This window comes from Pseudoalteromonas sp. Cn5-37 (assembly GCF_021532495.1).
Taxonomy (GTDB): Bacteria; Pseudomonadota; Gammaproteobacteria; order Enterobacterales; family Alteromonadaceae; genus Pseudoalteromonas; species Pseudoalteromonas simplex.
This window is the reverse complement of record NZ_JAKGBA010000008.1, coordinates 89322-110908: the sequence shown is the minus strand read 5'-3', so window position 1 is coordinate 110908 and position 21587 is coordinate 89322. Positions and strand designations below refer to the sequence as shown.

The 21587-nt window shown below is 41.2% G+C and carries 22 protein-coding genes; 13 read left to right on the top strand and 9 right to left on the bottom strand.

All coding sequences use genetic code 11. The features are described 5' to 3' along the window. Positions 1 to 64 precede the first annotated feature (64 nt). On the bottom strand, positions 65 to 910 hold the full coding sequence (queF, locus tag L1266_RS11985) for an NADPH-dependent 7-cyano-7-deazaguanine reductase QueF (RefSeq protein WP_166341497.1): 846 nt from the start codon (positions 908 to 910) through the stop codon (positions 65 to 67). A gap of 59 nt (positions 911 to 969) precedes the next feature. Between queF and syd the strand changes: the two genes are divergently transcribed. Next, positions 970 to 1509 carry a SecY-interacting protein gene (gene syd, locus L1266_RS11980; RefSeq protein WP_166341495.1) on the top strand — a complete coding sequence of 180 codons (540 nt, stop codon included), beginning with the start codon at positions 970 to 972 and terminating at the stop codon, positions 1507 to 1509. Positions 1510 to 1570: 61 nt separating this feature from the next. On the opposite strand, the gene L1266_RS11975 is transcribed toward syd, so the two are convergent. The 3 genes from L1266_RS11975 to L1266_RS11965 all read right to left on the bottom strand — a co-directional run bounded on the left by L1266_RS11975 (position 1571) and on the right by L1266_RS11965 (position 2996). After that, positions 1571 to 2344 (bottom strand): Zn-ribbon-containing protein, encoded by a 774-nt coding sequence (locus tag L1266_RS11975; protein WP_054553724.1) that lies wholly within the window; start codon positions 2342 to 2344, stop codon positions 1571 to 1573. After that, the gene (locus L1266_RS11970; RefSeq protein WP_055021916.1) at positions 2344 to 2610 is read right to left on the bottom strand and encodes a hypothetical protein; all 267 of its coding nucleotides are present in this window, start codon (positions 2608 to 2610) and stop codon (positions 2344 to 2346) included. Before L1266_RS11970 ends, L1266_RS11975 begins: the two co-directional genes overlap by 1 nt. A 155-nt stretch (positions 2611 to 2765) precedes the next feature. Then, the gene (locus L1266_RS11965) at positions 2766 to 2996 is read right to left on the bottom strand and encodes a DUF2789 domain-containing protein (RefSeq protein WP_036969581.1); all 231 of its coding nucleotides are present in this window, start codon (positions 2994 to 2996) and stop codon (positions 2766 to 2768) included. Between the two features lie 147 nt (positions 2997 to 3143). Between L1266_RS11965 and L1266_RS11960 the strand changes: the two genes are divergently transcribed. Continuing rightward, positions 3144 to 3791, top strand: a complete 648-nt coding sequence (locus L1266_RS11960; protein WP_209327119.1) for a GNAT family N-acetyltransferase — start codon at positions 3144 to 3146, stop codon at positions 3789 to 3791. 676 nt (positions 3792 to 4467) lie between these two features. On the opposite strand, the gene L1266_RS11955 is transcribed toward L1266_RS11960, so the two are convergent. Continuing rightward, positions 4468 to 4767, bottom strand: coding sequence for a DUF3301 domain-containing protein (locus tag L1266_RS11955; protein WP_054553721.1), 300 nt, complete (start codon positions 4765 to 4767; stop codon positions 4468 to 4470). Then, entirely contained in the window at positions 4768 to 5796 is a 1029-nt protein-coding gene (locus L1266_RS11950) for a DUF3549 family protein (RefSeq protein WP_138617764.1), read from the bottom strand. 106 nt (positions 5797 to 5902) lie between these two features. On the opposite strand from L1266_RS11950, the gene L1266_RS11945 reads away from it, so the two are divergent. From L1266_RS11945 to msrB, 11 genes are all read left to right on the top strand, one after another. Continuing rightward, positions 5903 to 6217, top strand: coding sequence for a YqcC family protein (locus L1266_RS11945; protein WP_235377591.1), 315 nt, complete (start codon positions 5903 to 5905; stop codon positions 6215 to 6217). A 1-nt stretch (position 6218) separates the two neighbouring features. After that, a complete protein-coding gene (truC, locus tag L1266_RS11940) occupies positions 6219 to 6992 on the top strand; it encodes a tRNA pseudouridine(65) synthase TruC (RefSeq protein ID WP_063527466.1) in 774 nt (257 codons plus the stop codon). After that, on the top strand, positions 6979 to 7425 hold the full coding sequence (locus L1266_RS11935) for a flavodoxin (RefSeq protein WP_235377590.1): 447 nt from the start codon (positions 6979 to 6981) through the stop codon (positions 7423 to 7425). Before truC ends, L1266_RS11935 begins: the two co-directional genes overlap by 14 nt. Before the next feature lie 128 nt (positions 7426 to 7553). After that, positions 7554 to 8285, top strand: coding sequence for a TrmH family RNA methyltransferase (locus L1266_RS11930; RefSeq protein WP_235377589.1), 732 nt, complete (start codon positions 7554 to 7556; stop codon positions 8283 to 8285). 60 nt (positions 8286 to 8345) lie between these two features. Continuing rightward, positions 8346 to 11744 carry a chromosome segregation SMC family protein gene (locus tag L1266_RS11925; protein WP_235377588.1) on the top strand — a complete coding sequence of 1133 codons (3399 nt, stop codon included), beginning with the start codon at positions 8346 to 8348 and terminating at the stop codon, positions 11742 to 11744. Positions 11745 to 11777: 33 nt separating this feature from the next. Then, entirely contained in the window at positions 11778 to 12512 is a 735-nt protein-coding gene (gene zipA / locus L1266_RS11920) for a cell division protein ZipA (RefSeq protein ID WP_235377587.1), read from the top strand. Between the two features lie 82 nt (positions 12513 to 12594). Continuing rightward, entirely contained in the window at positions 12595 to 14616 is a 2022-nt protein-coding gene (gene ligA, locus L1266_RS11915) for an NAD-dependent DNA ligase LigA (protein ID WP_235377586.1), read from the top strand. Then, positions 14609 to 14953 carry a DUF3392 family protein gene (locus L1266_RS11910; protein ID WP_138599986.1) on the top strand — a complete coding sequence of 115 codons (345 nt, stop codon included), beginning with the start codon at positions 14609 to 14611 and terminating at the stop codon, positions 14951 to 14953. The genes ligA and L1266_RS11910 overlap by 8 nt, the downstream gene beginning before the upstream one ends. Next, positions 14950 to 15438 (top strand): DUF2919 domain-containing protein, encoded by a 489-nt coding sequence (locus tag L1266_RS11905; RefSeq protein WP_054553711.1) that lies wholly within the window; start codon positions 14950 to 14952, stop codon positions 15436 to 15438. The genes L1266_RS11910 and L1266_RS11905 overlap by 4 nt, the downstream gene beginning before the upstream one ends. 9 nt (positions 15439 to 15447) lie before the next feature. Then, positions 15448 to 15900: a hypothetical protein gene (locus tag L1266_RS11900; protein ID WP_138617750.1), complete on the top strand. Its 453-nt coding sequence runs from the start codon at positions 15448 to 15450 to the stop codon at positions 15898 to 15900. Between the two features lie 80 nt (positions 15901 to 15980). Next, a complete protein-coding gene (msrB, locus tag L1266_RS11895) occupies positions 15981 to 16424 on the top strand; it encodes a peptide-methionine (R)-S-oxide reductase MsrB (RefSeq protein WP_054553709.1) in 444 nt (147 codons plus the stop codon). 18 nt (positions 16425 to 16442) lie between these two features. Here the strand turns inward: msrB and L1266_RS11890 are convergent, their stop codons facing one another. Genes L1266_RS11890 through L1266_RS11880 form a run of 3 tightly spaced genes read right to left on the bottom strand, consistent with a single transcriptional unit; the run spans position 16443 to position 21406 of the window. Further along, positions 16443 to 18392 (bottom strand): ATP-binding protein, encoded by a 1950-nt coding sequence (locus L1266_RS11890; RefSeq protein WP_054553708.1) that lies wholly within the window; start codon positions 18390 to 18392, stop codon positions 16443 to 16445. Beyond that, positions 18389 to 19750, bottom strand: a complete 1362-nt coding sequence (locus L1266_RS11885) for an extracellular solute-binding protein (RefSeq protein WP_138599981.1) — start codon at positions 19748 to 19750, stop codon at positions 18389 to 18391. The genes L1266_RS11890 and L1266_RS11885 overlap by 4 nt, the downstream gene beginning before the upstream one ends. Positions 19751 to 19771: 21 nt before the next feature. After that, positions 19772 to 21406, bottom strand: coding sequence for a response regulator (locus L1266_RS11880; RefSeq protein ID WP_166341475.1), 1635 nt, complete (start codon positions 21404 to 21406; stop codon positions 19772 to 19774). Positions 21407 to 21587 lie beyond the last annotated feature (181 nt).

The window sequence follows — 21587 nt, the reverse complement described above, 5'->3', positions numbered from 1 at the left end:
CTGTAACGAATCTTCAGACAATAAAAAACCGAGTTCACAACTCGGTTTTTTATTGTCACCAAAGTTATTGGCGATTAATTTTTACCTTGAAGGGTGTTTCATCTTGATTCGTTGAGCGATAAGGGTTGATATCTAAACCACCACGGCGTGTATAACGGGCATACACTTCTAACTCTTCGAGGTTTAACTGCTGCATTAAATCGCAGTAAATACGCTCTACACATTGCTCATGAAATTCGTTATGAGTTCTAAATGAAATTAAATATTTTAATAAGGCTTCATGGCAAATCGCTTGGCCTTTATAACGAATAATCACACTCGCCCAATCAGGCTGTGAGGTGATCAAACAGTTCGATTTTAGTAAGTGACTGTGTAGGGTTTCTGAGACAATCTCATCACCATTATGGCGAAGTGAGCTTGCATCAATATCATAGCTGGTGATTTCGATATCCAGATCATCAATACATTCGCCCGGTAACGATGAAAATGGCAAACAATTGAAATCATCTGCTTGGTATAAAGTAACGACTACCGGTGCATTAACTGCATCTGACAAGTCTTTGCTAAGCGCTTGATGTACGCCATCTAGCGTCTCAAAACGTGTTTGATTAAAGCTATTTAGGTACAGTTTGAATGACTTAGACTCAATGATATGGCTGCTCTGACAAGGAAATACAAACGTTGCCACAGCGACCATTGGCTTACCCTTGCTATTTAGCCACGATAATTCATAGCCAGTCCAAATATCTTGCCCTTTAAACGGTAAGTTATCTTCGCTAACACCTAATGCATCACGGTTTAATTTACGGGCAATAGGAAACAGTAAACTGGGTGTGTAGGTATCTACATACTCTGTGCTTTTACCAAGAACACTGTTTTTTAGTTCGGGTGAGTTGCTGTAATCTGTCATCTTTACACTTTTGTAGTTACAATGGCGGCATTATACCTAAAGCCAATGAGTTTCGCAGTATGTCTGTTTCTACAAAACTAGATAAGTTACATCAAGCATTTAGTGAAAAATGCCTCGAACGCACAGGAAAGCTTCCTGTTATTGAACATGATACAGCATGGCCAAGTCCATGTGAGCAGGGCGAAGTAGATGAGCAGGGGCTTATTCAGTGGTGTGCAACCCCACAACAACCTGCTGGCAGTTTAGAAGACTTAGCCAAGGCACTAGAGTTATCGTTTCCTGAAGATTTAAGCCCATTGTTTGGTCATGTCTATGCGGGTAATTTGTTATTGAGTATTGATGATCATCACATTGAACTGCTACAAGCATGGAATGAAGATGATTTTAGCCGCTTACAGCAAAATATTACCGGTCACGTGTTAATGAAGCGCAAGCTAAAGCAGCCAGAAACCGTATTTATTGGTCTTACAGAGCAAGATGATCTACTGATCACTGTATTAGTCGAAAGCGGTGAGGTTTGCTTAGAGTATGTGGGTAAAAAACCACATCATGTGCTAGCGAATAGCATCAGTGAGTTTTTAGACAAAGTAACGGTGTAAATTCAATAAGTAAAAAGGGGCGGTTGCCCCTTTTGTGTATCTGGTTATTACCTTTATTAGGTTATTGAAAGTCCCACGAGATATTCGAAACAATGCCACAGGGCTCGCAACGAAAATCAAATAAGCCAAACCATGGCTCTGGTAATTTCCACTCGCCATCGCAGCTTGGGCAGCGACGTTTAAGCTCTGACTCTTTGTCAACGCCGCCTACACGGTATAAATAGTAATAAACCGGCTTCTTGGTTAGAAAACTAATACGTTTCGTGATATCACGACCACGGCGGTATAAGTCACTCTTGATGCTAGTTAGCTCTTCAAGCGCAGGAAATTCACAACGGGTTGCACCATTGATCTGAATTTGATCGCACGCTTGCCAGTCTTCTTGCCATTTAATGAGTGTTTTGTAATCGCCATTGGCAATTGCTGGAATGCGAAATAACGGTACAGGCAAAAAGTCATCACCACAATAAAGCGGGCTACAGGTGTGCACGTACGTGGTATACAAAATATAGCATGACGGATCATGACACATGTCTGCGCCATTTGAGTGAATGTCTTGGCCGACCACTTTAACTTTTGGTGCCAGTAAGCCTGCAGTGTTTAATTGCTCAATGCTATGTTTTACAAACGGGCTATGGTTGAGCGGATGCATCGCATCTTCGGTTGGGCACATTACACGAGTAATGAAAAATCCATCTTTTAAAACCGTTGGAAATTCATCACCAATAATTTGGCCGTTAAAACGAAGCGCATTCACTAGGCGGTTTATCGCCTGTTCAGCAAGCTCTAGGGTAGTATCTTGGTAGCAATCAAAAGTCAGATCGACAACAAACATTATTTTTTCTCAAGCAGTGCTAATAATCTATCTAATTTTGCTTCAATACGATCCAATTGACTTTCTTTTGGTGTACTCAGTTGTTCATTTGACGGGTTATTGATGAAATTATTAATTGAATCCGGATTGTTTTTATATTGGCTAACCGCAGCGATGATCACAGGCATCGGCATTGGTTGGGCTAGCTTACTTTTAGTTAAGGCAACTGTCGGGGTTTTACCTTCATCAAGAAGGGTTTTAATTGCATCAAATACAACGGCATTCATTTTTGTATAAACTCTTTTATAAAGACTAAAAAGCACCGCAGTATATGGGCTGCAGTGCGCGCGTATGGTAGCAATAATAGATGTGGAGTGAAATTACTTTCCTAATTTACGAGCTAAAAGAATGTTATTTAAGCTCGTAAATTAGGTCGCAGGCGTTACTGGCGTAACCTTGCGTCTAATTCATCAATCACCTCGCTCCAAGCACCATCTTCTGCAAGTGATTCTGCTAAAAAGTGTTGCTGAGCTTCATCCCAAAAAGGCGCTTCCTGCAATAGGGTTGTATCAGACAGTTGATGGGATGCTATAAAAGCATCTATTTCACTTTCTTTGCTCGGTAAACCAAGTTGTGCAAATAGGGTCGAAATATCATGTTTTGTCGTATCCATAGTTCTGCTCCTTGTGTATGGCGATAATTATTACTGCTTGAACTTAATGATGATGAACCGCAGTTTAACTTACGCTGAATTTGTCTTTAATCACCGTTGGGTATATACCTTATAGTCTAGTACGAAAATAATAAAACAAATAAAAGGATGAGTATTTTGACAGTTGCTGAACCCGAAACCTTAAGTGTGCAATACCTGAGTGCTGAAGATATCAGCACTGCCGCAAGCCTTATTTATCAAGCCTATCATGATGATCCCGTTCTTCAGAACGTGTTAGGTTTTCAACCAGATAACCCAAGTAAATATGAAACTAAATTACGTGCTTTAGTGCGTGAAGAGCTAGCAAGTTTCTGGCAAGAAAAACAGCCTCTTATAGGCCTTTACTCACAAAGTAGGTTAAAAGCCATTGCCTGTGTATTTGATTCGGCAAGTGAATTACAAGCTGAGCGATACTGGCATTGGCGCTTAAAACTGATGCTCAGTGCAGGTTACTTGCAAACCAATCAGCTTATAGAAAAAGAGCGTACTATTCGCGAAGCGCTTTCAAGCAAAGGCCATTATCTGTTTTTAGCCTTTATAGCCGTTGACCCACATTTTCAGGGGCAAGGTTTAGGCAGATATCTGCTACGAGGGCTTGATGATTTAGTTGAGTCAAGCAATCAAGCAAGTGGTTTAGCAGTATTTGTTACCCGCTCTGAACAGCGTGAATTCTTTAGCTCTGAAGGGTTTGAGGTGTTCAAAGCATTAAGCTTTAACCAAGTTGAAGGTGACTTGATGTTCAAAGCTGCAAATTAAGCAAAGGACGTTTTGGAAATAGCAATGTGCGATAAGTCTCACATTGCTGTGCGTTTTATCAGTTTAATGCCTTTAAATTTGTACCCATAATTGCTTATTGTAATGATTTTAAAGGATTTATTATTTTTGTCATTTTTGTGACTTAGAAAAAATTACTTTTTATGCCTACCAAGATACCCGCATTTCTCTAAACTTAATCATGTCAAGAAGACGCAGGTTCAATGAATGAACTGATGCCAAGGATTAGGATTATGGCAACAAAGCAAGATGCTTAGCAGGAAGCAAAGGGACAAGAGCTAGGGAAGCAAGGAAGAACGAGGACACTGCCAGGATGCAGTACAATCGCGGAGCGATTGAAAAGGACTGACCAAAGGATGATTTTAGCAGGAAGCTAAAGGAGCGTTTGGAAAACGAAGTGGATAGCCATTGACGGCAAGAGGACGGCACTAGGATGTGTTAAATGTTACATGAGGTAGCATGGTGGGTGTATCGGATGTATACCCGTTCAGGGGAAAGATAAAAAGGCAGCTTCGGCATAAGTAAGGATACTTAATCATGGAAGTAGCAAGATTGGGGCGTGGCTAATAGCTACGCCTTAGTTCTTTCTGGAGATTACACTTCTCGCACTTGCAATTATTCTTGTATAACTCGCAACTCGCAACTCGCAACTCGCAACTTAAATCTTATGTGGCGGTATTACGACACTTTTAAGTAATTCATTTTCCATGATCAAAACGCCTTGATACACGTTTTGTCCATCACTTGAAAACTCAAAAATAAATTCGCTTTTGATACCTGGTTTGCCGCTTTTTAAAATACCAAGTCGGCGTTTATTGCAAGCAACACTCATCAATTGCACATTTAATTGCTCAATTTGTCTTTGTGCATGAAGATTAGCTGCTTCGGCTACTTTTCTGTTTAACCAAAAAAAGTAGATGATGCTGCCAATGATGATGAGTGTCCACAAGCCTGCCATTTACGAGAATAACCTTCCAATTGCGCGAGCGAGAGTTTCGCTACGATTTTCTTTTCTTAATAAACCTAGTAGGTGAGGGCGAATACTAGGAATTGCAACTAAATCGGTGAAAATACTCACAAACAGTTGTTCAATTTCAGTGTGGTGTGCACAGCAATCCATAAACACATGTAAGCGTTCTGGGTCTTCAAGCGTGCTAAAACAACGCCCTGCAATTGTTAATAGGACATCTGACTGGGTGTTCATATCAGAGCGTAATACAGCATCTACAAGTTGCGCAGTTAAACCTTGTGCTGGTGTTTTTGATAAGCTTCTGAGGGCTGCTACAAGGGCGATGTCGTCTTTTTGCTCTATCGCCTTTAAACCATAGGCTAACAATTGCTCTGCAAACACGGGTTCGATTGCAACATGTTCAAGCATTGCACTTAGCGGCTGTAATACTTCGACTGGTAATTGCCCCCAAGCGGCTTGTAGATTTGCTAAATTGTTGTCGTTATCTAAACGCATCGCAAAGTCTGCAATACCTTGTACTGCAACACTTTGCCAATTATCAAATCCTAGTTTGCCTGAAAAATACAGCTGCGCATATTCGTAATACTGTGAAGCACTTTGTTTAAGCAAACATTTAACCTGTGCATTAAATGCCGCTAACTTGTTGGCGTTTGGCGTAAATACATACGGGTTGTTGTCTAATTTGCCTTCGGCATTTTCACCGGTAATTTCTGTACCAAGCGCTTCAATTACCATGTTTGCGAAATGATCGCGGCTTGCGCTTACAAGACGGCTTTGCTCATCTAGTGGGAATTTTAAAAACCATACATAAGGTTCTTTAGACGCTTTTACATCCCAAAATTGAATAGCAAGCCAAGCATGACCTGCAAGCGGGTATGGGTAAGGGATTTTTGTTTCTTCAATGGCAAGAAATTGTTTTTTGTCTAATTTCGTGATGTGTCTGCCAATATCGAAGGCACGCCAAGTGGTACCTGCTGCATCCAGAAGTTGCCCTAAGGTGGCGATCTGCTCAGTCATAAAATCTCAATTACCGTAATTAATCTATATCAGCCGCGAATTATACGCCATACCATGGCGCCTTGGAACAGGGTATACTAAGCACAAAGGTATTAAGAGTTTTACAATGCATCAACAGACTTTGGCGCTGCTGCGCGAATTAGAATCCACATTACAACGCCATTCACTTTGGCAAACAACACCGATTGACCCAAGTGCACTTAACTCAAGTGTGCCGTTTTGTCATGACACTATGGCTTTTGAGCAATGGCTGCAATTTGTTTTTCTTGAAAAAATGCATGCTTTAATCACACATGCTCAGCCTTTACCCCGTAATTTTGCAATTGCACCTATGGCTGAAATGATGTTGGCACAACACAACGGCGGTAATGATGTGATTAACGTTTTACAAAAACTCGATCAACTTTTGAGTGATGACTAAGATGCAAGAGAGTGTTAAGCCACAATTTGATGAGTTAACGATTCTGTACCGCGATGAAAATTACATTGCGATTGATAAACCATCCGGTTTATTGGTTCACCGTTCGTTTTTAGACAAACACGAAACCCAATTTGCGATGCAAATGCTGCGTGACCAAATTGGTCAACACGTGTTTCCTGTACATCGTTTAGATAGACCAACCTCAGGCGTATTATTGTTTGCGTTAAGTTCAGAGGCAGCCCGTGATATGAATCAGTTATTTATTGATGGGCAAATTGAAAAGCGTTATTTAGCTCTAGTAAGAGGCTTTTTAAACGAATCAATCTTCTTAGATAAACCTTTAAAAGAAGAGCTTGATAAAATCGCCGACAAGTTTGCTGATCAAAATAAAGCACCGCAAGAAGCACAAACGCAATTTCATTGCTTGCACCAAGCAAGCTTACCTATTCCAATTGGTAAGTACCCAACAGTTCGTTACTCGCTGGTGGAATGTTTTCCAAAAACTGGCCGCAAACATCAAATTCGTCGTCATTTAAAACATTTATCATTACCAATTATTGGTGATGTAAATCATGGTGATAATCAGCATAATCAATTTTTTAGAGAGCATTTTCAGCTTCGTCGTTTAATGTTATTTGCCTCTGAATTAAAGTTTGTGCACCCTTATAGCAAGCAACCAATAACAATTAGAGCGCCATTAGGCGATGCAATGTTAACGATTTGCCAGCAACTTGGCTGGCCAACAGAAGAAAAGGATTATTATGGCAACCATTAGTATTTTTGTCGGCAGTGTTTACGGCGGTGCTGAGCGTTTAAGCGAACAAGTTATTGAAGTCATTGAAAAGTCTGAGCACCAAGCGCAATTAGTTGAAAATGGCACGGTTGATGACATGCTGGCTGCGTCACATATTTTAGTGATCACTTCAACGACGGGTCAGGGCGATATTCCTGATAACTTAATCGCTTTATATAGCCAATTAAATGATCAATTCCCACTGTTAACAGGCAAGCAATACGGCATTATTGCTATGGGTGACCGCAGCTATGGCGATACGTTCTGTGGTGCAGGTCGCAGTTTTGATGTGCTGTTTCGTGATTTACAGGCAAAACCTGTCGGTCATCGTTTAGAAATTGATGCCTGTGAAGATTTTGAGCCTTGGCCTGTAACTGAGCCATGGTTAAATGAGTGGCTGACGAAAATTAGTTAATGCCTCTTATTGGCAAGTGTCTCTTAAAAGTGCTGATTGAATAAGCAATTGGCACTTTCCCCTTGGTTTTTCGAGTACAGAATCTGTGACCTTGGTGATATACTAATGAATCATTTTATGAGGCTGTTATGATTTCAAAAAACCAACTGAAACTAATTCGTGCATTAGGTCAAAAGAAATACCGTAAGCAATATAACCAGTACCTTGTTCAAGGCGAAAAAAATGTACTTGAATTACTTAACAGTGGTTTAAGCATTGCTCATATTTTTGCGACTCCTGCATTTATTGCTGCGCATCAAACAGCGCTTGCAGCCCATAAAGTCATTGAAGCAGATGAAGACAGCCTAACTAAAGCCAGTACACTTGTTAGTAACAACGCCGCAATTGCTGTTGTTGATATGCCAAGTCAGCAAGCATTACCCACATCAGGACTTATTTTAGCCCTTGATGGCGTGTCGGATCCGGGGAATTTGGGCACGATTATTCGTGTTGCTGATTGGTATGGTATTAAGCATATTGTTACCAGCACAGACAGTGCGGATGCTTATAATCCGAAAACTATTAGCGCAACCATGGGTTCATTTGCTCGCGTGTGTGTCTCACAAACTGATTTAACCAGTTACTTACCAAGCCTAAAGCTCCCTGTGTATGGTGCATTTTTAGAAGGTGAGAACATCCACAAAACTGCTCTTAAGCAAGATGCCGTATTACTCATGGGCAGTGAATCTCATGGTATACGTACTGATTGCGAAAGCGTAGTTACTGATAAAATAACCATTCCGGCTTATGGCCAAGCAGAATCGCTTAATGTTGCGATGGCAACGGGTATTATTTTAGATAATTTTAAGCGCCACGCTTAACCTTTTACCCTAAAATGGGTTAAATTGAAGAATAACAATAAAAATCGGTAAAACAATTAGATGCGCTTAAGCACCATAAAATTAGCGGGTTTCAAATCGTTTGTTGAACCCACTAAGATCCCATTCCCTGATCAGATGACGTGTGTTGTCGGCCCGAACGGCTGTGGCAAATCAAATGTCATTGATGCAGTGCGTTGGGTGCTAGGTGAAAGCTCAGCTAAAAACTTACGTGGCGATGCCATGACCGATGTTATTTTTAACGGCTCAACTAATCGAAAGCCAATTTCACAAGCCTCTGTTGAGTTGGTGTTTGATAACACCAGTGGTCATTTACCGAATACCTTTGCTGATCGAAACCAAGTGGCGATCAAACGCTTAGTGACTCGAGATGGCCAGTCAATTTATTTTCTAAATGGCAGCAAATGCCGTAAGCGTGATATTACCGACATCTTTTTAGGCACAGGTCTTGGCCCGCGCAGTTATGCGATTATTGAGCAGGGCATGATATCGCGTTTAATAGAGAGCAAACCGGCTGATTTACGTGTTTTTTTAGAAGAAGCAGCGGGGGTTTCAAAATACAAAGAGCGTCGTCGTGAAACGCAAACCCGCATTAAAAGTACCCGCGAAAACCTTGAACGTTTGCTTGATGTAAGGCAAGAGTTGCAAACACAGCTCGATAAGCTTGCAGTGCAATCAGTCGATGCAAAAAAATACCGAGAGCTAAAAGCCACTGAGCGCACTTTAAAAGGGCAAATTGCGGTTTTAAAGTGGCAGAAGTTACACCAACAACAAATCGATAAAGCTGAGCAAATCAATAAACTTAAAGAGCAAATTCAGTTCTTTAGAGAAGCGCACTCTGGCCACGATGATGTTTTAGCAAGTCTTGAAAATCAGGTGCAACTTGAGCAGCAAAAACTGCAAGACGCCCAGCAGGCTCAGCATCAAACTCATACAGAGTTAACCCGCAAAGAACAGCAACAGATAAGTTTAAAGCAGCAACAGCAAACACTTAGCCAAAACCTTATCAAACAGCAACAACTGCAGTTACAAAATAAAGAGCTGCAAGAAGAGCAACACGCCTCAGCCGCCATTTTACAAGAGCAGCTACAAGAAGCGATTGAGCAAAGTTTACTGTGCGCTGAGCAAGTTGCAGAGGTTGAAGAGCAAGTTGCTCTACAGCAGCAACAAACGCAAAGCGCCAATGAGCAATATCAAAGTACCTTACAGAAAAGCCAAGCTCATAGCAGTGATATTAATGTTGCAAAGAATCAACAGGCTCACTTTGCCCAGACTGTTGCGCAACTTGAGTCTCAGCAGACACAACTTGCCGCTGAAATTAGTGAACTCGAAGCGACCCCAGTTGCAGCGCAAATTGCAGAGCAACAACAGCATATTCAAACACTGACGAAGGAGCTTGCGCAGCAACAAAGTGCGCTAAATAAGCTCACTCAAAACCTAGAACAAGCGGATAAAGAACAACAGCACTTAGAGCAGGATTTAAAGCGGGTTCAGCAGCACAGCAATGAAAATAGAGCCAGCATAGCTGCGCTTAATTCTGTGCTATCAGAGCAAACCGATAGCAAAAGTGTCTCTCTATTGGCGCAGTTAAAGGTGGCTTCTGGCTTTGAGCCACTAATTGAACAAGCCCTACTTGGCCTTGAGCATCTAAAGGTCAGTCAACATAAAGAGCCTAACAGTGTTTGGCCTGCATCTGATGATGAGTTACCAAAAGAGTCATTAGCTAATTATATCGAATCGGGTGCTTACCCTGACTTATTAGCCCGCTTTGCATTTCAACCTTGTTTTGATGACGCTATTTTGGCGGATCCATATTGGCTGGCTGTGATTGATGAAGAAGGCTGTATGCATGGTCGTAACTTTCATACCGATGCCAATAAAGACGCCGACAATTCTTTGCTTTTAAAGCATGCTCAGCTTAGTGATGCACAGCAGTTAGATGAAGAGCTCAACGAGCAATTAGAAACTAAGCAGCAATTGCTAAATGAGCACCTAGCTCACAAAAAAACACTTATCGCCGATAAAGAGCAATACAGAGAGCGAATTCACCAAGCGGCTCAGCAGATTGCATCGGCCAGCACTCGACGCGATATGCTATTAGAGCAGCAAACCCAGTGGCAAAACCAGCTTGTTAAGTTGCAACAGCGTCAAACCTTACTGGCTGAGCAAAAGCAAAATGCTGACGAACAGCAACAAACGCAGCAGTGTTTACTTGAGCAATTGTTAGAGCAGCAATTAGAACTTGAAACTGAGTTAGAGCAAGCAAAACACCAACAAGCAGAGGCAAATAACCGCTATCGCCAAGTGGCTTCTATGCTTGAGCAATATAAAACGCAAGCCCATCAAGCTAATTTGACTGAACAAAAAGCTCGCAGTGAGTGTCAACTTAGCGAAACCAAACTTCAGCATGCAAATGCCGCCCAAAGTGCTGCCAGTGAAGCTGTATTAGAGCTCAACGAGCAACTAGAAGAGCTAGTGATCCCGCTTGAAGAAGTAGCAGAGCAGATTATGCTATTGCTTGAAAAGCATCAACAAAGTGACGTTGAGCTGAAAAACTTGCAAGCGGCCTTGAGTCAAGCTAAAAAGGAGCTTGCTGATAAGCAAACAGCACTGAAATCATCGCAATCTGAGTTGGTGACGTTACAAGAGCAGTTGCAAGCACTGGCGCTGGATGAGCAAAGTTTAATTGTGAAGGCGCAAGCTGCGTTAGAGCCACTTGAAGAACTGGAACAAAATTTAAAAACAGTACTTGAAGAACTGCCTGACAATGCAAATTTAAATAGCATGCAAACGAGGCTTACAAAAACCACGCAAGCATTAAATGAACTTGGCGCGGTGAACTTAGCGGCAATAGATGAGTTTGAGCAAGCTAAACAGCGCAGCGATTATTTAAATCAGCAGCTTGATGACTTAACACAAGCATTAAATACCCTTGAAGGGGCGATTCAAAAAATCGACCGAGAAACAAAAAACCGTTTTAAGGCGACCTTTGAACAAGTAAATACTGATTTTGGGGAGTTATTCCCAAAAGTGTTTGGTGGCGGTAGTGCTTACCTTGAATTGACCAGTGATGACCTACTTGAAAGTGGGGTGAGCATCATGGCTAGACCACCGGGCAAGAAAAATTCGACAATTCACCTGCTTAGTGGTGGAGAAAAAGCGCTGACCGCATTATCATTGGTGTTTTCAATATTCAGGCTCAATCCAGCTCCATTCTGTATGCTAGATGAAGTGGATGCGCCATTGGATGATGCGAACGTGGGTCGTTTTTGCCGTTTGGTAGAAGAGATGTCACAATCAGTACAATTTATTTATATCAGTCATAACAAGATTGCTATGGAAATGGCAGGCAGATTGACCGGTGTAACTATGGCGGAACCAGGTGTATCACGTATGGTCGCTGTAGATATAGAACAAGCTGTGCAAATGGCACATGCATAAAATTTAGGCATATCAAATAATAAAGGTGAGGGGATGGCCGAAGAATTAAGATGGGCTTTAATCGTAATCAGTGTATTTGTCATTGGTGGTTTATTAATTCACGGCTTATGGTCGGTGCGTAAAAAGGACAGCCCAGATACGCCTTCAGTTGAGCGGGTTGAACCGAACGAAACAACCAGCGAGGTTCAAGAGCCTGCAACTGCAAAACCGCAAGAACGTGATGAGCCAGAGTTTGGTGATTTAAGCTTATCAGCAGAAAGTCACGACGAACCAGCTGTTTCAGAACAGGTTACTGAAGAGGCAGAAGCAGAAACTCCGCAACCAGAACCTGAAGAAGAGCCTGGTGATGCGCAAGCACCAACCGATTTCATTATTGTGCATTTACAAATGCCAGAAGGTTTAACAATGGATGGCAGCCAATTATTGCCAGCTGTTAATATGTTAGGCTTTAAGTATTCTGAAGAAGGTTTCTTTAACCGTCACTTAGACCCAGCTGGCACAGGCCCGGTGTTATTCCGTTTAGTGAATATGTACAACCCAGGCACGTTCGATATTGATAATATGGAACAGTTTAGTACGGCAGGTGTTAGCTTATTTATGACCTTACCATGTGATGGCGATGGTCTAAGTGCATTCAATATGTTGCACAGCGCAGCTAAAAAGCTAGCCGATGAATTTGGTGCAACGATTTTAGATAGCAACCGTGAAGAAATGACGGTTGAAAGCGTTCGTGAGTATGTTGAGAAAGTTCGTAGCTTTTCAGCATAATCGCACACACAGAGTATAAGTATTAGGCCACTTGGCGTTAAGTCGTCGAAGTGGCTTTTTTATGTAGATTTTTGAGGTTTTCATGTCCAGCCCTATCTTTGAGCAAATTAGCCAACTTCGTGCCCAGTTAGAAGAGCATAACCATAATTATTATGTGCTGGATGCACCGAGCATTCCTGATGCTGAATATGACCGTTTAATGCGCGAATTAAGCGCCCTTGAGCAAGCTAATCCTGAGTTTCAAAGCCCAGACTCACCAAGCCAAAAAGTCGGTGGCGCAGCACTTGATAAGTTTGAGCAAGTCACTCACCAAGTGCCAATGCTGTCACTTGATAATGCCTTTTCAGAAGAAGAGTTTGCTGCATTTAACCGCCGTATCAAAGAGCGTTTAATGGATAACAAGGAGCTGACTTTTTGTTGTGAGCCAAAGCTTGATGGTTTAGCGGTATCAATTATTTACCGTGATGGGGTTTTAGTTCAAGCAGCTACCCGTGGCGATGGCATGGTAGGTGAAAACATCACTCAAAACGTGAAAACAATTCGTAATGTGCCGCTTAAGTTACGTGGCGATGACTTTCCAGCAGAGCTTGAAGTGCGCGGTGAAGTATTTATGGACAGCGCTGGTTTTGCCAAACTAAACAGTGAAGCCGAAAAACGTGGCGACAAAGTCTTTGTTAACCCGCGTAATGCTGCGGCTGGTAGCTTACGACAGCTTGATTCTAAAGTAACAGCAAAACGTCCACTGATGTTTTATGCCTACAGCACTGGGCTTGTTGCCGATGGGCAGTTACCAGAAGATCACTATCAACAACTGGCTAAACTGACCGATTGGGGTTTACCACTTTGCCCAGAAACAAAACTGGTTGAAGGCCAGCAAGCTGCACTTGATTATTACCAAGATATATTGACGCGTCGAAGTAGCCTTGCCTATGAAATTGACGGTGTGGTAATAAAAGTTAACGACAAAAAACACCAAGAGCGTTTAGGCTTTGTGGCACGTGCGCCGCGCTGGGCAATTGCTTTTAAATTCCCTGCGCAAGAAGAAATCACCCAATTACTTGATGTTGAGTTTCAGGTAGGGCGCACTGGCGCAATTACCCCTGTAGCACGATTAGAGCCGGTATTTGTGGGGGGCGTAACGGTATCTAACGCAACGCTGCATAATGGTGATGAAATTGCCCGTTTAGGCGTTAAAATTGGCGATACTGTGATTATTCGCCGTGCGGGTGATGTTATTCCACAAATTACCCAAGTTGTCCTTGAGCGTCGCCCTGACGATGCGAAAGACATTGAATTTCCTGCTACCTGCCCAATTTGTGACTCACATGTGGAGCGCATTGAAGGTGAAGCGGTTGCCCGTTGTACTGGTGGTTTAGTGTGCCAAGCGCAGCGTAAGCAAGCAATTAAACATTTTGCGTCACGTAAAGCCCTTGATGTTGATGGTTTAGGCGACAAAATTGTTGATCAACTCGTTGACCGTGAACTGATCAAAACACCTGCTGATTTATTTATTCTAAAACAAGGGCATTTTGAATCCCTAGAGCGAATGGGTCCTAAGTCTGCTAAGAACTTAGTTAATGCACTACAAGATGCTAAGCAAACAACCTTACCTAAATTCCTATACTCGTTAGGTATTCGCGAAGTGGGTGAAGCAACCGCGCAAAACTTAGCAAACCACTTTTTAACGCTAGAAAAAATTACTCAAGCAAGCGTTGATGCGTTAACTGAAGTAAGTGACGTGGGTGAGATCGTTGCCAAGCATGTACGTGGCTTCTTTAGCGAAGAACACAATATGGCAGTTGTAAATGCGTTAGTTGAGCAAGGTATTCACTGGCCAGAATTAACCGCGCCAAGTGCCGATGCGCAGCCATTAGCAGGCTTAACTTACGTGCTGACTGGCACATTAAGCGAGCTTAACCGTAATGATGCAAAAGCGCGTTTACAAGCGTTAGGTGCAAAAGTATCGGGTAGTGTATCTGCTAAAACAGATGCGCTGATTGCAGGTGAAAAAGCGGGCTCAAAATTAACCAAAGCACAAGACTTAGGCATTGATGTGTTAACTGAGGCTGACCTTATTGCGCTTTTAAGTGAGCACAATGGATAGTCTCTTGCAGGCACTGTCGTCAGTTGCTTTAACAATCGGCAGCTGGCTGCAACCACACCTTTACAATATTTCATTACTGCTGGTGGTGTGCTTTTTATCCTTGTATGCAAACGACATTATTAAAGTGACTAAGCGCTTTGTCGCGCGTCGTCACTTTATTATACGCGTGCTTTGCTTTGTGCTAGTCACTGGGTTTGGGATGGGCTTACTTGTGGTGTTTGTAACTCCATTTTTAAGTAAGTTGCTAATGCTACTCGGTGTTAAATGGCTGGCTCTTACACTTACAGCCGCGTTTTTTGTACTTGGCATCATTGCCGATAAGAAGAACCAAATATGAATCGCTACGGGCCAGAATACTGGGATAAACATGGCGCTTATCGAACCCCAGTAGCGTTTCATTTAACGTTGTTAGTGTTGTTACGCAGTTACTTTATATGGATTATGGCGGCGCTCAGCCGTCGCCCTGATTTAGATATCATGTCGCTGTTTTTTAAGTCGAAAAGCGATTTCTTTACAGCCATTGCTATAGCAGCAATCGCCTTATTACCGGCGGTGATCTTTTGTTTACGCCGACCTCAAGAAAATGCTGAAAGTGCAAAACGTCTCGCGTCTATATGGCGCTTTATGCGCTGGCCATTAATTTTGTGTGCCATCACAGATTTAAGTTGGTTAACCTATCAGGCTGCGCACAGTCATTATCAGTTTTCGTTTTTTTTAGCCTGTCAAATGGTACTGGTGTTATGGGTACTGTTATATTTATTAAAAAGCAGATATCTGTCGGTCTTTTTTAATGATTGGCCAGATCCAATTGAAAAAAAGTAGGGCTGCAATATGTTGGCAATTAATAAGCTTTTAGCAAAAATTTCACTCACTATCGCGCTGGTATTAATTGCTTTATGGGTATTTACGCCACTTTGGCACAGTGCTGCATTTTCGTTGTTTGTGATGTTATGGGGCTTTATTACGTTATCAAGCTTATATCGAGTGACTCCGTTATTTGTAGCGCGTAACCCCATTACTGATTTACTAAAGCGTGATGTAAATCAGCTAGCGCTGATAAGTCTGGCTGGTTTATTCGATTTTAAACGCAAAGCTGAGTTTGTTTTAATTGGCCAAATTAAGCAGATTGAAATCGGCGAAGGTATAATCCATGTAACGGATGTCAACGACCAGCAAATAACTGCAGTATTGAGTGTTGCTAGCAGCCAAATTAATAGCCATTTAGCACAGCTACTTTCTGAGCGTGAACGTGCACAAATAGATATCCGGCTGCAAACACATTAATCACTAGACGCATGCTGCTTGCCCTTAGTAGGGCTTGTGATGTACTGTGCAACTGTTGTATTCAACCCTGAGGGAGCACTATGTTAACTTGGCAAGATATTTTAGAGTTTGCCCATAACGGCAACCCAACACCTCCACGTCGAGTCGAAAAATCGCCATCTGAATGGCAAGCTGAGCTCGAACAAGATGCATTCTATGTTACCCGCTTAAAAGGCACCGAACGTCCTCACAGCTCTGATTCATGTACGATATTTGAACCTGGTCAATATGCGTGTGTATGTTGTGACAACTTACTATTTGACGGTGATGAAAAGTTCGATAGTGGCACCGGCTGGCCGTCATTTACTCAGCCAAGCAGTGTTGAAAGCATTGCCTATATCGCGGACTCTAGCCATGGTATGCAGCGTATTGAAGCAGTTTGTAATGTTTGCGATGCACATTTAGGACATGTATTCCCCGATGGCCCGCCGCCAAGTGGTTTACGCTATTGCATGAATGCCATAGCGATGAAAAAACGCGACTAATGCGTGTTTAACCCATACTTAATCTAGGTACTGGGCAATGATGAAAATAAGGTGCTCACGGTGAATTGGCTTACTAATTATGTAGTCTGTCAAAATACTGGATTGCGCCTTATCGTCTTTTAATACCGATGCTGTCACCGCAATGATTGGAATATGCTTAAAGCGATCATCACTACGAATTAGCTGACTTGCTTCTAATCCACCCATCACTGGCATCTTTAGATCCATAATGATCAGATCAGGTTGGTTCTCTTCTACCTTTTTCAAGGCCTCTTCACCGTTTATTGCTGTATCTATTGTAAAGCTCCAGCGTGATAGAAATGACTCCAAGTACTCTCGGTTGTATGGAATATCATCAACTATCAATATACGAGCTGGGTTAAAATGATAGCTAGAAATAGCAGGGTAATTTCGATGTTTAACCTCTGTTTTTGATTCGGCAAATTCTATATTTGGTAGCAATACAATAAACTCGCTACCTTTATCTTTTTCACTAATTACAGATAGTTCACCACCCATCAATTTTATAAAGCGATGAGATATAGCTAAACCGAGTCCAGTGCCACCAAATTCAGAACTGCGTTGCCCTTGAACTTGCTCAAAATCATTAAAAATCAGCGCTTGTTGATCGGTTGGGATCCCCTTGCCAGTATCTTTGACATGAATTTTTATATTAATGTGGCCATCATTTTCACGTTCTTCAAAGTCAAAGTGAACTTTAACGCTACCATGTGAGGTAAATTTAATCGCATTACTGATCAAGTTTGTCAGTACCTGTCGAACTTTATTGCTATCAAGTAAAACAGGGGTTTTAAATTCAGGGTGTGAAGTGATCTGTAAATCTAGATCCTTTTGAGCGCTCAGCTGCAAAAACATCATACTTAGTTCATGGCACATCGTCGGAATTTCGACCCTTTCCATGTCCAGCTGCATTTTTCCTGCATCAATTTTAGATAAATCAAGAATATCATTGAGGACGTTTAGCAGAGAGCTGCCAGAGATCGAAATGGCTTCTAAATAGCGGCGTTTATTTTTATCAGTTTCACTGTCTTGGAGTAATTGGCTGAAGCCTAATACTGCATTAAGCGGTGTTCTTAGCTCATGTGACATATTCGCTAAGAACCTGCTCTTAGCTTGGTTTGACTGCTCGGCTTGCTCTTTGGCATCCAAGTATTCTTGAGTTCGTTTTGCAACGGTTTCTTCTAATTGACTATGTTGCTCATGCATGCTGTTTATTTGTTGTCTTACGGCAGCACGCATCATTTTAAAACCACTGGCAAGAGTGCCAATTTCATCTCGACTTTTAATATTTATTGGGCAATTTAGATCGCCAGTGGTAACTGCATGCGAAAACTCAACTAATTGCTCAATAGGCTGTAAAATAATTCGGCGTATAATGATATAAGCAATGAGTAATGCAGTAAGTAAGTAAATTGCGAACAGTGATACAGCATTGCTGATAATTGATTTAGTTTTTAATGTTAAATCAATATCTGAAAAACTAACAATAACATAGCCAATATTTTCATCTTGGGCGTTATTGATTGGAACTGCTACAGCATATTGTTGATCTAAAGTGATGATAGAATTTTGTTTTGGATTGAGCTGCTTTATTATCGTTTGATTTGTTTCTAAGGTATCGACTTTGCTGTAATCAGGGTGAGCGGCAATAAAGTTATTCTGATCGATAAAGTAGATTGTCTTTAAATCATCAAATGTATTATTTGCCAGAATACCTTTAAGAGTGATGCCTTGAATTTTTAAAACCCAACTACCTACTGTATTGTCTTTTGTAAGGGTCTTTATCTCTGAGAGCATAGGTGAAACGATGGCATTAGCTTTTTCACTCATATTCAGCAAGGTTTGCTCTTTTAACTCAATAACATGTAAAGTTGTACTTACCCCTAAAATCAACGTAATAGTAAACCCAATAATGAGTAGGATTTTATGAGCAATACTGACTCTCATTGTTTATTTTCACTCCTTGTCTGTAATGCCCGCATATTAACATTAATTTTTGCATCAGTAGCTTTTATTGATTGCTTTATGTCTGCTCCATAAAAAATTTGACTAAATGTTTGCGATATAAGCTCACCGACAACTGGAAACTCAACCATCCCAGCTTGCAAACGGTCAGGAGTAGCATGCTCAAATACCCATAACATGGCTTTATTAAAGCCTGGTTTGTTTACGAGAGTAAATAGTTTCTCGTGCCACACCTTTTGTCTTGGCGGTGAGCCGCCTGTACTTAATAATGCCGCTGTTTGCTCACTGGTTGCCCACTGAATAAATAACCACGCTGCTTTTTTTTGATTTGATTGGTTATTAATTGCGAATGCCCAAGACCAAGGAGATGTTTCACGGGCGACTGGACCGGCTGGTAACGGCGCGGCTTCCCATTTATTCCAAATATCTGATTCTTCAGCGGTATCTATTTCATTATAAAAATGAGAGGCTAAAAACGCCGAAGCAAGTTGACCTTCTTTAAATAGTCGACGAATTTCATAAAAGTGCAGCAAGCGACTGTTATCAGGATTGCCGAATCCCGTTACAAGGTCTCGGTATGCTTGCAGACTTTGTGCTGTTTGAGGGCTATCAAAAACAGACTGACCTTGCGCGTCAATTACTTCAGCACCATAAGCACGCATAATGGGTAACACTGTCCAAGTGTTTAATCCTGCACCTGGCAGAGTTCGGGAGGCAAATGCGTGCATGCCATTTAAAGATGGGGTGCGGTCAATTGCCTTTTGAAGCTTAATTTTAGTCTCTTGTAGTTGCTCGTACGTGTCGGGTACCGCTAAGTTAAAGTGCTCGAACAGATCTTTACGATAAAAATAAATCGGTGCAGAAAAATCAAATGGTAACGAGTATAAAGCGCCATTGATTTTACAAAGAGCCAAGCTACGTTCGCTAATATCTTCTAACTGATACCAAGCTTTGTCTGTGAGTTTTGGGTTATCAATATAGGGTTGTAGGGGATCTATCCAGCCTCGACTTTGTGCTTCACCCAAAAAGGTTATACCCATTGGCAGTACATCATAGAGGCCTGTATGCATACTTAAATCTTGGTGGCGACGAACACGCATTTGAGATTGTTCTAAGGCATGAAAACCTACAGATATCCCTGTTAACTCTTCAAATAGAGGGATATATGGTTTTAGGGCCAAAAATGCAGGCTGCTCATCTGCTAATATGTTGATATGTGTACCAGACTCACTTTGCCAGTTTATTTTGGCTTGCTGCCAATATTGCAACATTGCAGAAGCTGAACAAATAGGGCTTGTAATTATGAAAGATGCAATAAGGAGATGCTTTATTAATTTCAAAAAGATGCTCCACGAAGAGGGTTATTCAGAAAGCTTGATATTTAACTTGGCAGCTTGTGCTTTTATTTTATCAAACCTCATAGCTTGTTCATCTTCTAAAGACTGAGACGCTAAGAGGGTGTAGCACTTTCTTGCAAGCATTAAGTTGAAAGACTGCCCTTGACTGTTTGTGTCAAATAAACACTGTAGCAGATTTAACGCAATACTGGCATTTTTAGGCATAATTCTAAATGCTTGTGTGAATGCCTCAAGCGCAGTATTGAGCTGGCCTTTATTAAACTGCGTTACAGCGTGGTTATTGAGCTCTTTCGGGCCAAGCTTAATATCACGTCGCTCAGTTTGCTGTTGTTGAATATAACGTAAATACACCGGATCGCTTACTGACGGGTGGCGTTCACAGTGAGTTATTATTTGGTTAAACAGCATCTGTGCTTTGTGGTGAAAACCAAGCTCATGAAACGCTTTCGCTTTATCGAGCGCTCCATCTACAGAACGAATCTGAGTGTCACTTTCATCAAGTTGATTGATAAGTGCTTTAGCTTTTTGATGTTCATCTTTTAAATAATGTAAACGTGCGTTAAGAACATCAATTTGTGTTTGATTATTACTATTCGGAAATTGTTTTTTTAAATCACTCAAATATTGATTTGTTTGTCTTGAAATGCGATTAACTTGATCGGTTTGATCCGTCGTTAAGGCAAAATCAATCCCTGCACGAGCCGCATTTAGGTACACATCAGGGTTGTCGTGAATTGAGTGTTTAGCATAACTAGCTATATCTTTTTGGGTTAAATAATTTTTCTCGTAGTCATGATTAAGTAATGAAACATGGCTAAGCGTTTTTTGCCTCTCGATATTGCGAGGTGCAATTTCAACAGCTTGGCTGAAAAAAAGCTGTGCATCATCAAATTTATTGAGCTTTATCTCTAACTTTCCGAGTAAATCCAGAGCTACTAAGCGTGTTTCACTCCTTTGTAGCATAGTCCTCAACATTCTATGAGCGAGAGTATGCTCATTATTTGCAATTAAAGCTTCCACTAAACCAACTTTTGCCCATGTAAATTTTTGAATATCGAGCACAGATTTGAAAAATGCTTTGGCTTGTTCATTTCTGTTTAAACGAAGTAGGGCGTCGCCTTTTAATCTCAATAAAATCGCACTGTAACTATTCGATTTGTTTTGTAGTAATTGATCAATGCTCTTTATAGCTTTTGAGTCGTTTTCATCATCAATCAACTGGTATATATTTTTTAGATGATGCTTTCGCAATAAAACTTTTTCAATTCTATTTTTTAAGTCGTAAATAGTAAAAGGTTTAACAAGAAAGTCATCCGGCTGCAGCTCTAAAACACTATGAACCAAAGAACCACTGGTTTCTGCAGATATAAATATAAAACCTGTGGAGTTTTTAATTAGGCGTTTAACTTTAAGTTCTTCATAAAGCTGATAGCCATCCTGGTGTTTACTTAGATTAAAAGAACAAACAATGAGATCAAACTGTTCTATTTGACACTGTTCTTTGGCAGCAATAGCGTGTTCTGCAAATCGCAACTGACGAAACCCCAATCCCTCTAGAGACTGCTTCATATAGCTTTGAGCAAGTGCTTGCTCTTCGACTATTAATATTTTGGCTTTCGAAAAAATCTTTGCGGGCATTAGACTTGCGACCGAGTATTGTTAACAGTGACTATAATAAACAGTCTAGCTGCTGACAAGGCAAATTACAGCTTTTGCAACGATTTAAAGTTTAGCTTTGGGCTATATCAATAAAGTGAGAAGTGATGAGTAATAGACTTTAGAAGTTAGATATTAGAAGTGATTGTTATATGTGGTGGGT

Excerpts from the sequence above, each read along its gene's own strand:
- L1266_RS11925 (WP_235377588.1), top strand. The coding sequence starts at position 8,346 with ATGCGCTTAAGCACCATAAAATTAGCGGGTTTCAAATCGTTTGTTGAA.
- L1266_RS11970 (WP_055021916.1), bottom strand. The coding sequence starts at position 2,610 with ATGAATGCCGTTGTATTTGATGCAATTAAAACCCTTCTTGATGAAGGT.
- L1266_RS11930 (WP_235377589.1), top strand. The coding sequence starts at position 7,554 with ATGATTTCAAAAAACCAACTGAAACTAATTCGTGCATTAGGTCAAAAG.
- msrB (WP_054553709.1), top strand. The coding sequence starts at position 15,981 with ATGTTAACTTGGCAAGATATTTTAGAGTTTGCCCATAACGGCAACCCA.
- truC (WP_063527466.1), top strand. The coding sequence starts at position 6,219 with ATGCAAGAGAGTGTTAAGCCACAATTTGATGAGTTAACGATTCTGTAC.
- L1266_RS11910 (WP_138599986.1), top strand. The coding sequence starts at position 14,609 with ATGGATAGTCTCTTGCAGGCACTGTCGTCAGTTGCTTTAACAATCGGC.
- L1266_RS11905 (WP_054553711.1), top strand. The coding sequence starts at position 14,950 with ATGAATCGCTACGGGCCAGAATACTGGGATAAACATGGCGCTTATCGA.
- L1266_RS11945 (WP_235377591.1), top strand. The coding sequence starts at position 5,903 with ATGCATCAACAGACTTTGGCGCTGCTGCGCGAATTAGAATCCACATTA.
- ligA (WP_235377586.1), top strand. The coding sequence starts at position 12,595 with ATGTCCAGCCCTATCTTTGAGCAAATTAGCCAACTTCGTGCCCAGTTA.
- L1266_RS11965 (WP_036969581.1), bottom strand. The coding sequence starts at position 2,996 with ATGGATACGACAAAACATGATATTTCGACCCTATTTGCACAACTTGGT.
- L1266_RS11950 (WP_138617764.1), bottom strand. The coding sequence starts at position 5,796 with ATGACTGAGCAGATCGCCACCTTAGGGCAACTTCTGGATGCAGCAGGT.
- zipA (WP_235377587.1), top strand. The coding sequence starts at position 11,778 with ATGGCCGAAGAATTAAGATGGGCTTTAATCGTAATCAGTGTATTTGTC.
- L1266_RS11935 (WP_235377590.1), top strand. The coding sequence starts at position 6,979 with ATGGCAACCATTAGTATTTTTGTCGGCAGTGTTTACGGCGGTGCTGAG.
- L1266_RS11955 (WP_054553721.1), bottom strand. The coding sequence starts at position 4,767 with ATGGCAGGCTTGTGGACACTCATCATCATTGGCAGCATCATCTACTTT.
- L1266_RS11975 (WP_054553724.1), bottom strand. The coding sequence starts at position 2,344 with ATGTTTGTTGTCGATCTGACTTTTGATTGCTACCAAGATACTACCCTA.
- L1266_RS11890 (WP_054553708.1), bottom strand. The coding sequence starts at position 18,392 with ATGAGAGTCAGTATTGCTCATAAAATCCTACTCATTATTGGGTTTACT.
- queF (WP_166341497.1), bottom strand. The coding sequence starts at position 910 with ATGACAGATTACAGCAACTCACCCGAACTAAAAAACAGTGTTCTTGGT.
- L1266_RS11960 (WP_209327119.1), top strand. The coding sequence starts at position 3,144 with ATGAGTATTTTGACAGTTGCTGAACCCGAAACCTTAAGTGTGCAATAC.
- syd (WP_166341495.1), top strand. The coding sequence starts at position 970 with ATGTCTGTTTCTACAAAACTAGATAAGTTACATCAAGCATTTAGTGAA.
- L1266_RS11900 (WP_138617750.1), top strand. The coding sequence starts at position 15,448 with ATGTTGGCAATTAATAAGCTTTTAGCAAAAATTTCACTCACTATCGCG.
- L1266_RS11880 (WP_166341475.1), bottom strand. The coding sequence starts at position 21,406 with ATGCCCGCAAAGATTTTTTCGAAAGCCAAAATATTAATAGTCGAAGAG.